The sequence below is a fragment of the Nonomuraea sp. NPDC054003 genome (genome assembly GCF_055585125.1).
This window is the reverse complement of record NZ_JBVJKR010000026.1, coordinates 39,716-52,799: the sequence shown is the minus strand read 5'-3', so window position 1 is coordinate 52,799 and position 13,084 is coordinate 39,716. Positions and strand designations below refer to the sequence as shown.

The following is a 13,084-nucleotide window of genomic DNA, read 5'->3' as shown; positions in this document are numbered from 1 at the left end:
CACCGATTTCTTCTACAAGATGAGTCTTCACCTGGGCAGACTGAAAGTCAAAGGTTTCCGCCCGATCTCTGACCATGACAGGAAATGGACAACCGCAACGCTGCAGACGAAAATTTGGTGACATACCTAGAGCGGGAGCAAATCGACATTTCTAGAAAAGGGATAAAAATGTACGGAAAAGCTTCCTTGTTCGGCGAGATCGTGCCAGGAGCCGCTCAATCGAAGGCCGCTGCGGTGGCGGAGCGTTCCGGCTCTGTCGGGCGGAGCATGGTCTGGCGGCTTCGGGATGACGCCCGTGCGGTCGGTGATGCCCGTGACCTTGTCCGGCGCGCGCTCCTGCTGGTCGGTCTGGGGCCGGATCTGGTTGACGACGCCGTGCTGATGGTCAGCGAGCTGGTCACGAACGCGGTTCTGTACGGTGACGCGCCGTACGAGCTGGTGGTACGGGTCGATCCGGTCGAAGTGGTGTGCATGGTGGTCGACGCGGGAGCCGTTCGCCCGGTGCGCCGGGGTGCGGATGCTCAGGCCGAGCACGGGCGGGGGCTGCTGATCGTGGCGGAGCTGTCGGCCGGGCTGTACGGCTGCGTTCCGCAGGGGTTCGCCACCTGCCCTGGGCTGGCGGGCAAGGCGACCTGGTTCGCGCTGCCTCGTACGGCAGGCCGGCGATGAGCGGGGCGTCAGACCTGTTGGAGGAGTACCACGGCCTTCACATGGCTCCTGTCCAGGAGGGACATGAACGGATCGCCTGGGCGAGCCCCGCTGCCCGGTGTGTCCGGTTCCGGGTTCGGCGGCACACATGCAGTGGTTGCGCACCCTGTTACGAGGTCTGCGTCGCGGGCGGGCTCTCGTTCGTCCGGAGATCCGCCGATGGCGTGGTCCATGAGACGGTGTGGAGGTTGACGGCGGAGACGGAACCGATCTGGGGCGCCCTACTCAGGGGCGAGGCCCGTTGAACGACAAATGCCCATCGGCGCGAGCAAGGCTCGGTCACCAGTTACGCTGAAGGTGCAACACAGGCGTCGCAGCGGAGGGAGTCGAGCGACGGTGAGCGTGGACCTCGAACACGAGCCCCTTCAGACCTCGCCCGCCGGGTCATCCGGTTGGCCGAGGAAACCCAGCACGCCGCTCAAGTGCTCGAACGCCGTCTGGATGCGCTGGAACGCCGCTCCGAAGCCGCCGGCAGAGCCGAACGTATCCTGAGCATTGCCGCTGACATGCGAACCCATCTCGGTCGGGACCGACTGTCCGTTGAAGATCTGTACGACCCGGACACCGGCCTTCCCGCATGATCATCGATTCCAGCGCCATCATTGCCGTCATCAACGGTGAGCCAGAGGCCACCCGATTCGCCCACGCTATCGCCGCAGCCGTGTGTCGCATCTCGGCTGTCAACTACGTCGAAGCGGCCATCGTGGCGGACAACCGCGGTGAGGCGAGCTTGCAAGGGGCCTACCTGCCGGGTGGGCCCTCGCCACCTCGAAGCGACCAGCGTCCCGACGAACAGCCGCTCACACTCTTCAGAGGTTGAGGATCGTGATGACCGTCGACATCAGCCCCGAGCAGGTCTCCGCCATCACCGCCTTCGTCGACGTCGAGGCACCACCACCCGCCGAGCGACCGACCGCGCACTTTCTCTTCGGCACCAACCAGATCCAGCCGGTCGACATCGCGGCGGAGCGGTACCACAAGGGGTTGGCGCCACTGATCATCTGCACCGGCGGGGTCAACCGTCACAACGGCATCGTCGAAGGAAGCACCTTCCGCCGCCTGCTTCTTGAACGCGACGTCCCGGACGAAGCCATCCGCGTCGAGGCGCAGTCCATGAATACCTGGCAGAACGTCGAATACGCCCTGCCGTTCCTACGGGAAGCGTGTCGATCGCGGCTCACCATCACGGCCGTTTGCAAGTGGTATCACCGCCGAACCGTTCACATCCTCAAGGGCCTCGCGCCGGAGATTTCCACTTTTCACGTCATCACCTGGGAACCCCTTTATTCGGGGAGACCCGTCACCCGCACGGACTGGCCGGCCATCCCTGAAGGGAGCCGCCGGGTCATCCGCGAATGGGAAGAGGTGACTCGCCGCGTAGCCGACGGCAGCCTCAGTGCGGCGAGGCTGGTCGAAGGGGCCTGGTGCTGAACAACTGCCTCGGTGCGGACCTCCCTTGCAAGGCCCTTCAGGCTGATGGCGGTCTGCTTGCGAGCGATTCTCTCCAAGAATCGAGTTGGCGTTCCTCATGAGGGTGCGCCGTACATCTGCTCCCGATTCATCCACGTAGTAAATGTCGATAAGAGGGGTTATCGGAACGAATTTAGCGCTCGTCAAGAATCCTGAGACACAGTTCTCTCGTGAATCTCTTCGGGCTCGAAGTCCGACCGCGAGAGGACTCGACATGACCGACCACAGCCCCGGCACAAGCTCCTATCCGGAGCCGCAGCCCTGGGTGCAGGCCTACGCACCGATCTACCCGCCGCAGCCGGCACGTCACGACCGCCGGTGGCTCACCTACGGCCTGACCGCCTTCGTTTCGCTGCTCCTCGGGATCGTCATCGGCTCCAGCGGCGAGACGGAGACCAGCGCGGCTGGCCCGCGCCCCACCGTCACGGTGACCGAGATGGCGGACACCGTTGCCGAAACCGCACCGGAGCAGACGGAGAGCGGCCCGCTGACCACCGTCCCAGGTGACGGCCAGTACCTCGTCGGTGAGGAGATCAAGCCCGGCACGTACAAGACCTCGGGCACCGACGGCTTCACCTGCTACTGGGCGCGTTTGAAGGACGCCTCAGGGGAGTTCGGCGCCATCATCGCCAACGGCAACGTCAGCGGCCAGACGAGGGTGACCCTCAAGAAGGGTGAGTACTTCGAGACCAAGGGCTGCCAGGACTGGAAGCGGGTGGGCTGACGTGCTGTCCATGACTCCCGCGTACCTCGTCGTGCTGGCGCTCGTGCTGACGCTGATGAGCGCCACGATCGCGTACTTGATCGCCCGCAGCCGCGCCACCGCCGACCGCACCGCTCTGAAGATCGCCGAGGAACGGCGGAATCAGGCCAGCGAGCGTGCGGACGCCCTGCTCGCGGAGCGGGACATGGCGCGGCGGCAGCTCGCCGAGCTGGGGCAGGCCCACACCGCCGCGCTGACCGAGCGCCGTGGGTTGGACGAACAGCTCGGCCGGCTCTCCGCCGAGCTGGACGCGGTTCGGAACGGGTTCCAGAGGAGGGAAGCCGATGCCCGGCGCCTGCAGCTGATGCTTGAGGCGGAACAGGGCGAGAAGGCGGAGACCGGACGCAGGCTTCGCGAGGCCGAGGTCTCGATCGCGGCCTCGACGGGCAGGGAGACGGAACTGCGCACGGAGATCCAAGCCCTCAGGGCGCAGATCACCGAGCTGACCATGCAGAAGCAGGCTCTGCTGGAGCAGGCCGCGTCGGTGCATGCCGTCCGCCAGGAGCTCGACCAGACGCGCGTGGACAACAACCAGCTCCTGGAGAAGACCCTGCGCGCGACGGCGGCCGACATGCTGAAGAAGTCCCAGGACGAGCTGGTGACCAGGGCCGAAGCCACCTTGGGCGCGGTCAGCAAACCGGTCCGCGAGCAGTTGACGGAAATGGACCGGCAGCTCAAGGGGTTCACCAACACCCGGGTCGCGGCCGAGGCCACGCTGAACCAGCAGTTGATCACTCTGACGGAGGAGGGGCACCGGACCCGGAAAGAGACCCGTGCTCTGGTCGAGGCGCTCAAGAAGCCGCAGGTGCGCGGGCAGTGGGGCGAGATGCACCTCAAAAGGGCCGTGGAGCTGGCGGGGCTCGTCGAACACTGTGACTTCGACACCCAGGTGCACTTCGCCGGTGACGAGAGCGCGGTCCGACCCGACCTGGTGGTCCGCCTGGCCGGCCGCAAGCACGTCGTCGTGGACGCCAAGGTCCCGATGGCCGCGTTCATGGCCGCGGTCGAGGCCGTCGAGGACGCCGAGGTGGACAAGCACTGGGCTGACCACGCCCGTCATCTGCGCAAGCATGTGGACGCCCTCGGCGGCAAGGAGTACTTCCGGCAGGTCGCCGCTTCGCCGGAGTTCGTCGTGCTGTTCGTGCCCAGTGACGCCTTTCTTCAGCCGGCCTTGGAGAAGGACCCGTCCCTCCAGGAGTACGCGATCTCCAAGAACGTGCTGATCGCGACGCCGACCTCCCTGATCGGTCTGCTCCGGACCGTCGCGTTCGCGTGGACCCAAGCCGCGCTGCAGGACAACCTGAAGCAGGTGTACGAGCTCGGCCGGGAACTGTACGACCGGCTGTCGGTCATGGGCGGGCACCTGAACGCCCTGGGCAAGTCCCTCGACCGGTCGGTCAAGTCCTACAACGACACCATCGGCTCGATGGAGGGACGGGTCATGATCACGGCACGCAAGTTCCGAACGCTCAAGGTCGTCGAGAGTGACCTGGTCGAACTCAAGGGCGCCGAGCAGGCCACGCGGCCGCTCGGGACTCCGGAACTGGTGGCGTCGGCCAACGCCGAATCGGCGGTCCGAGCGCTCCCGCCGACACCGGGTCCAGAAGACGCCGTCGCCGGTTGACACCGCGCAGCGCGAGCCGGGGTGGAGCGTTGCAGAAACCCCTGTAACACCCCACAAAACCCCGCGATATGGATAAGAGGGGCGTTTCACGGGGGACTGGAGAGGTCTTCATGAGCGATTTGGCCGTCGTCACGCCCACGTACCGGCCCGACGCCGACCTCTTCGCCCACCTGCACCGCTCGGTCCTGGAGCACACCTCCGGCGGCACCGTCCACCACGTGGTGGTGCCCGCCTCGGACCGCGCCCTGTTCGCCGGGTACGCGGGGCCGCGCTGCCGGGTGTGGACGTACCCGGAGATCCTCCCCCGCCGCATCACCCACCTGCCCGGCACCGCGCTCTGGATCGACCCGGCGCGGCCGTGGCCGCCGCTGCGCGGCTGGGTCGTCCAGCAGGCGGCGAAGATCGCCGTGACGGCCCGGCTGGACGCACGGGTGGTGCTGGTCGCCGACTCCGACGTGGTCCTGGTCCGCGACGCCGGGCCCGAGCACTTCGTCCGCGACGGCCAGACCGTCCTGTACCGGGCCGACGGCGCCGTGCACGACGGCATGCCCGAGCACGTCACCTGGCACCGCGCCGCCCGTGACCTGCTCGGCCTGCCCGGCACCGCCACCCCGCCGCTGCCCGACTACGTCAGCTCGCTGGCCTGCTGGGACCCGGCCGTGGTGCGCGCCATGATCGCGCGGATCGAGGAGGCCACCGGCCGCGACTGGCTGGTCGCCTTCACGGCCCACCTGCGGGTGTCGGAGTTCATCGTGTACGGGGTCTTCGTCGACGAGGTGCTGAAGACGTCGCCGCCCGGCGACACCGCGATGTGCCACAGCCGGTGGGACCGCACCCCGCTCGACCACGCCGGCGCCGTGGCCTTCGCCGAACGGCTGGGACCCCGGGCGATCGGCATGATGATCTCCGCCAAGTCGCGGACCCCCGTGGCGGCGCGTCTGGCCGCCATCCAGCGCTGCGCCCAGGTCACCGGACTCGATGGGAGCCCCCCTTGAGCAAGCTGGCGGTCATCACGCCGTCCTACGCCCAAGACGCCGAACTGTTCGCCCTCCTGCACCGGTCGGTGCTGGAGCACACCTCCGAGGACACCATCCACCACGTGTTCGTGCCGCCCGGCGACAAGGAGCTGTTCGCCCCGTACCAGGGGCCGCGCTGCCACGTGTGGGTCCGCTCCGAACTGCTGCCCCGCCGCTACCTGCGGATGCCCGGCACGGACGTGTACGTCAACTCCCGCCGCCCGTGGCCGCCTTTGCGCGGCTGGGTGATGCAGCAGACCGTCAAGATCGCCGCCGCCGGGCTGATCGACGCCGACGCCATGCTCATCGTCGACTCCGACGCCGTGCTGGTACGGCCGACCGACGCGACGTCGTTCACCCGGGACGGCCGGCTGTGCCTGTACCGCCTCGAAGAAGGCGTCACCGCCTCGATGGAGCGGCACGTGCTCTGGCACCACGTCGCGCGCGAGCTGCTGGGGCTGCCGCCACCGCCGCCGCCCCCGCTGCCCGACTACGTGACCGCGCTGACGTTCTGGGACCCGCACATCGTGCGCGCCATGCAGCGGCGCATCACCGAGGTGACGGGACGGGACTGGCTGGACGCCTTCAACTCCCGGCTGCACATCTCCGAGTTCATCCTGTACGGGGTCTTCGTGGACGAGGTGCTGAAGGCGGCGCCGCCGGTGAACACCTCGATCTGCCATCTGAGCTACAACCACGAGCCGTGGGACGAGGCGACGGCGCTGGCCTTCGCCGACCGGCTGGGGGCCGACGCGGTGGGGATGATGATCTCGGCCAAGTCGAACACGCCCATGGAGTCCAGGCTGGCGGCGATCCGGCGGTGCGCTCAGGTGGTGGAGTCGGGCTGACCCTCGCGGGTCACCACCTCGATCGGCCCGGTGTCCCCGCCGACGACCCGGAACTGCTGGGTGTCGCCGACGTCCTCGGCCTCGCCGGAAGCCTCGGCCTTGCCGGAAGCTTTGGCCGGGAGGGGGTCGCCTCCCAAGCTCAGCTCCTCCACCGTAAGGGGGAAGGCCGGGAGCGTGGTCCGTTCAAGGGGCGTTCCGTTGCGGCGCGGCGGCGCTTCGGCCCCCGCCCCGATTCCGTCGCCGGCGGAGTGACCGCTTCCGGGGGCCGCGGAGCCCTTTGGAGAGGCGACACCTACCGTCGCGAGCGCGCCCGTGGAGCCCTCAGGAGAGGCGACGCCCCTCTCCGGGGCCGGCAGGCGGAGGCGGGAGGGGACGCCGAGCCGGGTGATCGCGAAGGCCAGGGCCAGGCCGAGCGTGACGCCGGCGAAGGCGCCGCCGGCGGCGGCCATCAGGCGGCCCTGGACGATGGGCTTGGGCACGGAGGCGGGCATGACGTCGAGGATGCCGATGTGCGTGCTGATCGGCGCGTCCAGGGCCACCTGCCGCTCGGCCAGTTCCAGCTTGACCCGCTGCTGCGCCTTGGCCATGACCTCCCTGACCACCCGCGGCGAGGTGCTCTCCACCTCGACGTACACGAACGGCCCGTTGGTGCTGATGCCCAGCAGGTCGGGGTTGGTGCGCCCGTCGTTGATCGTGAGGGAGGTCGGCCCGTCCTCGGCGACCCCGAGTGAGGCCGCGACCTCGGGCGTGTTCGTGGCCAGGATGAGGATGCCGGCGGTGGTCCGGAGCGCGTCGTTGAACTGCAGCAGCGGGTTGGTCAGCCCCGGCTTGGACTCGGGCAGGGTCTCCAGCGTGCCGCCGCTGGCGGGCACGGTGAGCACCATGGACGCGGTCGACACGTACCGGTCCGGGACCAGGAGCCAGCCGGCCAGGGCCAGCAGGACGGCCGCCACCACGACCGGGGGCCCGACGGACTTCCTCAGGGCCAGGCCGACAACGGTCTTCCAAAAGCCCACTACATCCGCCCCCGTCGCATATAACGGTACAAAGAGGAAATCGCACGGTTCATTCGGCGTGTTACACCAGGCGGGCGAGGGAGAGCAGCTTGCGGCCAACTCGTCGACCACGGTGCGTCACCGTCCGCCGCTGCCGTCGCGCGTACATCCTGAGCACCTCCACCCGCGCCCGCCGCCGCTGGTCCTCGGTCAGGCCCGCCCGGCCCAGCCAGGACAGCAGTTCCCGGCACTGCAGCGTGTTGGCCAGGTGCGACTGCCAGGCGGGCACGCCGAGCCGCCTGGCCACGCCCGAGATGCGCTCCACCCGCCAGTTGCGGTGCGCCAGCACCTCGGGCACGTGCGCCCACGGCCCGGCCAGCGCAAGTTTGGCGGCGAACACCTCGTCCTCGCGCAGCATGTTGCGGCGCGGGATGCCGGTGGCCACCGAGCGGCGCAGCATCCCGTACAGCGGGTCGATCAGCAGGTGGCTCTCGTTCAGCAGCCTGAGCAGCTCGGTGAAGCGGGTCACCGGGTCGCCGGAGGACAGCGCGGTGCCGTCGTAGGCGGCGGTGCGCGGCGCGCCGTCGGGGCCGGTGTAGGCGACCTGGGTGGTGACCAGCACGACCCGCTCGTCCGCGGCGAACGCGGCCAGCCCCCGGGAGACGCAGGGCGGGTCGAGCCGGTCGTCGTCGCCGATCCAGCGCACGTACGCGCCGCGCGAGACGCGGGCGGCGTGCACGAAGTTGTTGAGCAGGCCGACGTTCTCCGGATGCCGGTGGTAGACGATCCGGGGGTCGGAGGCGGCCAGGTCGCGGCAGAGCTCCTCCGTGCCGTCGGTGGAGGCGTTGTCGGAGATGACCAGCTCCAGGTTCTGGTGGTCCTGGGCGAGCACCGACCCGATCACCCCTTCCAGCCGGTCGGCGCCGTTGCGCACCGGCAGCGCGATCGAGACCAGATCAGCGGCCGACATGGGCCCTCCCTCCGTGTACAAGATGGCGTACGAGATGCAGGAGCGCGGCGCGCGGCACCGCGACGAGCACGAACAGCAGCAGCCCGGCCCCGCCGGCGACGCACAGCTCCAGGAACGCCCCGTCGACCACGGTGGCGAGCCCGGCCATGGCCACCCCGGCGAGGACGGCGGCGAGCAGCGGCCTGGCCAGCCCGGCGGCGAACAGCCCGACGGGCACCCCGGCCCGGCGCAGCGCGAGCGCCAGCAGCGGCAGCGCCAGCACCACCGCGACCACCGCGTGCGCCGTCGCGGCCCCCTGGATGCCGCCCGTACGAGCGCCGACGAGCAGGGCGGGCACCAGCGCGAGCGCCCAGCACACGTTCACCCAGAGGGTCGCCCTGGTGATGCCCAGCCCGGCCAGGATGTCGGTGATCAGCAGGCTGAGCATCCGCACGGCCATCACGATCGCCAGGAACCGCAGCACCTGGGCCGAGGGCAGCCAGCGCGGCTCGTACAGGAACTCCACCAGCGCGGGTGCGAGCACGCACATGACCGCCGCGACCGGCAGCACGAGGCAGCCCAGCAGCGGGACCGCCCGCCGCACCCCCTCCTGGATCGCGGCCGGCCCTTCCTCGGCCAGCCGCGAGAAGCTGGGCAGCGCCACGTACCGCAGGGCGGTGCCGATGATGCCCGGCACCCAGGCCGCGATGTTGTAGGCGAGCAGGTAGAAGCCGAGCTGGGCGGTGCCGAGGGTGTCCCCGACGATCACCACGTCGACGTTGAGCAGCAGCCCCTCGATGCCGAGCCCGACGCAGAGCGGCAGCCCGAAGCGGAGCAGCCGGGCGGCCAGCACCCGGTCGAAGCCGAACGCGATCCGCACCCGGGCGAGCACCAGCACCAGCACGCCGGTGAGCGCGGCCCCGCTGAGCTGCCCCCAGGCGAAGCTGTAGGCCCCGGCGCCGTCCGCGGCCAGGGTGATGGAGACGGCCGCGTTGGCGCCGAACCCGGCCAGGTTGGCCCAGGCCAGCTTGTCCTGCTCGAAGCGGCGCATCAGGGCGGCGCTGCGCACCGCCGTCAGCCCGTAGACGACGTTGGTGGCCATGAGGATGCGGATCACCCAGGTGGCGTCCTCGTTGCCGGCGAAGCTCGCGTAGAAGGGCGCGATCACCCAGAACAGCCCGTACAGGGTGAGGCTGGAGGCGATGGCGACGACGGTCGCGGTCGGCGCGATCTCCTCCAGCCTGCCGCGCCACTGCACGGTGGCGGCGATGACCCCGGCGTCGTTGACGTGGATGACGAACTGGCTGGCCGCCAGCGCGATGGCGAACACGCCGAAGTCGTCGTTCGTCAGCAGCCGGGCCAGGACCAGGCTCATCGCGAACGAGCCGGCCTTCATGACCACGTTGCCGAGCAGGCTCCAGCGCAGGCCGCGGCCCGCCTTGCGGCCGACCTCGCCGACGTCGCTCACGTACCGTCCTCGACCCTCTCCAGCCAGATCTCCCGCCAGAACGGGACGAACTCGCGCGGGCAGTTCGCGTTGTAGACCCCTTCGCAGACGAGGTCGTCGAGGACGATGCAGGGGTTCTTCATGTGCAGCATCCGCCCGGTCTTCTCGTCCAGGCAGCGCTCCACCCTGGCGCGCACCCGGGCGGTGCGGCCGCAGTGGCGGGCCATCTCCTCCTCGAAGCCGAGCCCGCGGTTGAGCAGGTCGTCGTCGAGCGTGGCGAGGATGTCGTCCTTCGGCTTGATCCTGACCAGCTCGCCCGGCTGGAGGTCGAGCTTGCCGGTGGGCGTGGTCCGGCCGGCCCGCCCCTCGACGAACCCCCAGCGCAGCCCGCGCCTGATCCACAGCCGGCGCGGCAGGATCTTCTTGCTCGCCTCCTGGAACCGGTTGAACAGCCCGACCAGGAACGCCCGCGCCACCGCGGGCGCCCCGGCGTTCCCGCTGCGCACGTCGGTGACGTACTGGCCGAGGTCGCGGAACGGCAGACAGGTGGGCGCGGCCCTGAGCAGCTCGGTGGCCTGGCAGGAGTACGCGTCCGCGCCCTTGCGGGTGTTGACCTGGAGCAGCGGCAGCAGCCTCGGCGACGACGCGGCGGGCCGCGGCGGATCGCCCGGCTCGACCTTCCTGAGCCAGGCCTCCTTCCAGTAGAGGGAGCAGGCGGTCTGGCAGCCGCCGTGCGCGGCCCCGTCGCAGCGGGCGCCGGTGAGGTGGACGGCGCGCTCCATCTTGCGCATGCCGCTGCGGCTGATCGTGTCGCAGAGCTTGTGCGCCACCTTGTGCACGGTCAGCCGCCGCCCGCAGTAGCGCAGCATCTCCGGCATGAACGGCAGGTTCTCCAGCTCGCCCCGCTCGTCCAGCGTGGCCAGGATCTCCTCCCGGCCGCGGACCTCGACGAGGTCGCCCACACGCAACTCCATCAGTCCTCCCGTTTGAGCAGCCCGGCGCCTTCGAGCGCGGCGGCGGCGTCGGCGACCATGTCGAAGGGCAAGCCCGACCGGTCCGCGACGTCCAGCAGGCTGTGGCCGCCGTCGGACTGGTTCAGCACCCATAACATCGCCAGCTGCGCCTCTCGCGTGTCACTGCGCCCGCCGATCGACCCGTACAGGCCGCGTCTGCCGAGCTGCGGCTCGCCGTACGGGCTGAGGTTCCGGTAGCGGCCGTCGCGTTCGAGCACGCGCACCGCCTCCCAGAGCGTCTCCAGCGTGTCGGCCATGGCTTCGGCGGTGACGAAGCCCGGGTGGTCGCCGGAGGTGTGGTACTCGGGGTAGCCCGCGTACGGGGTCCTGGTGAGGCTGCCGACCGGCAGGTCGAAGCCGGGCGAGCAGTACTGACGCTCGTCGTACCCGTACGGGGAGAAGTCGAGGATCGTGTGCGGCCGGCCGGCGAGCACGTGCGCCAGCGCGCGGTCCACGCCCGCGTCGCCGCGCCTGCTGCGCTTGTAGGTGAGCGGGCCGGGGTCGCCGGCGCAGGCGAGCGTCAGCCCGGCCCCGATCCGGCCGAGCCGGTCGCGGTTGCGCGCCAGCCAGGTGATCGCGCCGATCGTGCCGGGCGCGAACACGAACCGGTACGTCAGCCGCAGTGACGGCCGCTGCGCCTCCAGCCGGGCGGCGAGCGCGACGGCGACGGCGATCCCGGCCAGGTTGTCGTTGGCCAGCGACGGGTGGCACACGTGGCAGGAGATCAGCACCTCCTCGTCGCTGGTGCCGCGCACGACGTGCTCGCCGTAGGTGAGGTGCCCGTCGGCCAGCGTGGCGTCGATCAGCACCTCGTACGGCCCCTCGCCGAGCCCGTCGAGCGTTCGCTGGCTGAGGCAGAACCCCCACGTCTCGCTGTAGTAGCTGGTCCGGTACGGCACCAGGTCCGGCTGGTCGGGCAGCGTGTGCAGCCGCGGCCGCAGCTCCTCCAGCGTGTACGTGCCGCGCACCGGCACGCTGTAGCCCACCACGTGCAGGTTGAGCCGCCGGAAGTCGATCACCCTGGCCCCGGAGGGATCCTTGACGTACGCGTCGCGGATGTTCCACTCCTTGGGCACCGTCCAGTCGAGCACCTGCGTCCCGGTGGGCACCTCGTGCACGTCGAGCGGCAGGTGCTCGCCGACGATCTCCAGCGTGCGGCGCACGCCGTCGCCGGTGATGGAGCGGCAGACCGGGTAGAGCCGCTCGACCAGGGCGTGCATCTCCTCACCGGTCACGCGCGCAGCTCCGGGGTGACGGTGCCGTCGGCGCGGCGGTCGGCGAGCCTGGCCAGCCGGGTGAAGCGCCGTTCGAAGCCGTGCGCGGTCAGCCCGTGCTCGCGGTAGGCGTCGGCCAGCTCGACCGCCCCCGCCTTGACCGTCCACCGGGCGTGGAAGCCGGGCAGCGCGGCCCTGATGCGGGAGAAGTCCACCCGGTACGAGCGCGGGTCGGCCCCGCTCTCACCGGTGATGAGCAGCTCAGCGCCGGGCACCGCCTCCACCACGTGCTCGGCGATCTCGGCGACGGTCAGGTTGTTCTGCTCCCAGCCGACGTTGAACGCCCGGTCGTGCACCGCCTCGCGCGGCGCGGCCAGCGCGGCGGCGAACGCCTCGGCGATGTCGGCCGCGTGCACCAGCGGCCGCCACGGCGTGCCGTCCGACAGGACCCGCACGGTGCCGGTCAGGTGGGCGTGCGCGACCAGGTTGTTCAGCACGATGTCGGCCCGCAGCCGGGGCGAGAACCCGAACGCGGTGGCGTTGCGCAGGTAGACCGGCGAGAAGTCGTCGTCGGCCAGCGCCGCCAGGTCGTCCTCCACCCGCACCTTGGACTCCGCGTACGGGGTGACCGGCCACAGCGGCGCGTCCTCGCCCAGCAGCTCGTCCCCGCCCGAGGCCCCGTACACCGAGCAGGTGGAGGCGTACAGGAAGCGGCGCACGCCCGCGTCCCGCGCCAGCCTGGCCAGCCGGACGGAGGCCGTGTGGTTGATGGCGTAGGTCAGCTCGGGGGCCAGCGCGCCCAGCGGGTCGTTCGACAGCGCCGCCAGGTGGACCACCGCGTCGAAGCCGTCGAGCAGCCCGGCGGGCACGTCGCGCAGGTCCGTCCGGTGGCCCGGCGGATCCGCGGGATCCGGGCCCAGCACGCAGTCGGCGAACAGCCCGGAGTCGAGCCCGGTCACCTCGTGGCCGGCGGCGGCGAGCACCGGCGCCATCACGGTGCCCAGGTATCCCAGGTGCCCGGTGAGCAGAACGCGCAT

The 13,084-nt window shown here is 70.3% G+C and carries 14 protein-coding genes; 7 read left to right on the top strand and 7 right to left on the bottom strand.

Features of this window, described 5'->3' with window-relative positions; translation table 11 throughout:
- Positions 1 to 84 precede the first annotated feature (84 nt).
- Positions 85 to 669, top strand: a complete 585-nt coding sequence (locus tag ACZ6YG_RS42575) for an ATP-binding protein (protein WP_466021098.1) — start codon at positions 85 to 87, stop codon at positions 667 to 669.
- Positions 670 to 1,073: 404 nt separating this feature from the next.
- Here the strand turns inward: ACZ6YG_RS42575 and ACZ6YG_RS42570 are convergent, their stop codons facing one another.
- Entirely contained in the window at positions 1,074 to 1,226 is a 153-nt protein-coding gene (locus ACZ6YG_RS42570; protein WP_466021097.1) for a hypothetical protein, read from the bottom strand.
- A gap of 59 nt (positions 1,227 to 1,285) precedes the next feature.
- Between ACZ6YG_RS42570 and ACZ6YG_RS42565 the strand changes: the two genes are divergently transcribed.
- From ACZ6YG_RS42565 to ACZ6YG_RS42540, 6 genes are all read left to right on the top strand, one after another.
- Complete coding sequence (locus ACZ6YG_RS42565) at positions 1,286 to 1,528, top strand: type II toxin-antitoxin system VapC family toxin (RefSeq protein ID WP_466021096.1); 243 nt, start codon at positions 1,286 to 1,288, stop codon at positions 1,526 to 1,528.
- Between the two features lie 8 nt (positions 1,529 to 1,536).
- Positions 1,537 to 2,139 carry a YdcF family protein gene (locus ACZ6YG_RS42560; protein ID WP_466021095.1) on the top strand — a complete coding sequence of 201 codons (603 nt, stop codon included), beginning with the start codon at positions 1,537 to 1,539 and terminating at the stop codon, positions 2,137 to 2,139.
- Positions 2,140 to 2,392: 253 nt separating this feature from the next.
- On the top strand, positions 2,393 to 2,902 hold the full coding sequence (locus tag ACZ6YG_RS42555; protein WP_466021094.1) for a hypothetical protein: 510 nt from the start codon (positions 2,393 to 2,395) through the stop codon (positions 2,900 to 2,902).
- A gap of 10 nt (positions 2,903 to 2,912) precedes the next feature.
- Positions 2,913 to 4,565: a DNA recombination protein RmuC gene (locus ACZ6YG_RS42550; protein WP_466021093.1), complete on the top strand. Its 1,653-nt coding sequence runs from the start codon at positions 2,913 to 2,915 to the stop codon at positions 4,563 to 4,565.
- Positions 4,566 to 4,675: 110 nt separating this feature from the next.
- Positions 4,676 to 5,560 carry a DUF6492 family protein gene (locus ACZ6YG_RS42545; RefSeq protein ID WP_466021092.1) on the top strand — a complete coding sequence of 295 codons (885 nt, stop codon included), beginning with the start codon at positions 4,676 to 4,678 and terminating at the stop codon, positions 5,558 to 5,560.
- Complete coding sequence (locus ACZ6YG_RS42540) at positions 5,557 to 6,429, top strand: DUF6492 family protein (RefSeq protein WP_148036442.1); 873 nt, start codon at positions 5,557 to 5,559, stop codon at positions 6,427 to 6,429. The genes ACZ6YG_RS42545 and ACZ6YG_RS42540 overlap by 4 nt, the downstream gene beginning before the upstream one ends.
- Here the strand turns inward: ACZ6YG_RS42540 and ACZ6YG_RS42535 are convergent.
- The 6 genes from ACZ6YG_RS42535 to ACZ6YG_RS42510 all read right to left on the bottom strand — a co-directional run bounded on the left by ACZ6YG_RS42535 (position 6,408) and on the right by ACZ6YG_RS42510 (position 13,084).
- Complete coding sequence (locus ACZ6YG_RS42535; RefSeq protein WP_466021091.1) at positions 6,408 to 7,445, bottom strand: hypothetical protein; 1,038 nt, start codon at positions 7,443 to 7,445, stop codon at positions 6,408 to 6,410. The two genes, ACZ6YG_RS42540 and ACZ6YG_RS42535, sit on opposite strands and share 22 nt — an antisense overlap.
- A gap of 61 nt (positions 7,446 to 7,506) precedes the next feature.
- Entirely contained in the window at positions 7,507 to 8,394 is an 888-nt protein-coding gene (locus ACZ6YG_RS42530; RefSeq protein WP_466021090.1) for a glycosyltransferase family 2 protein, read from the bottom strand.
- Positions 8,381 to 9,841, bottom strand: a complete 1,461-nt coding sequence (locus ACZ6YG_RS42525; RefSeq protein WP_466021089.1) for an oligosaccharide flippase family protein — start codon at positions 9,839 to 9,841, stop codon at positions 8,381 to 8,383. Before ACZ6YG_RS42525 ends, ACZ6YG_RS42530 begins: the two co-directional genes overlap by 14 nt.
- A complete protein-coding gene (locus tag ACZ6YG_RS42520; protein ID WP_466021088.1) occupies positions 9,838 to 10,794 on the bottom strand; it encodes a hypothetical protein in 957 nt (318 codons plus the stop codon). Before ACZ6YG_RS42520 ends, ACZ6YG_RS42525 begins: the two co-directional genes overlap by 4 nt.
- Positions 10,794 to 12,068: a DUF4910 domain-containing protein gene (locus ACZ6YG_RS42515; RefSeq protein WP_466021087.1), complete on the bottom strand. Its 1,275-nt coding sequence runs from the start codon at positions 12,066 to 12,068 to the stop codon at positions 10,794 to 10,796. Before ACZ6YG_RS42515 ends, ACZ6YG_RS42520 begins: the two co-directional genes overlap by 1 nt.
- The gene (locus ACZ6YG_RS42510) at positions 12,065 to 13,084 is read right to left on the bottom strand and encodes an NAD-dependent epimerase/dehydratase family protein (RefSeq protein WP_466021086.1); all 1,020 of its coding nucleotides are present in this window, start codon (positions 13,082 to 13,084) and stop codon (positions 12,065 to 12,067) included. Before ACZ6YG_RS42510 ends, ACZ6YG_RS42515 begins: the two co-directional genes overlap by 4 nt.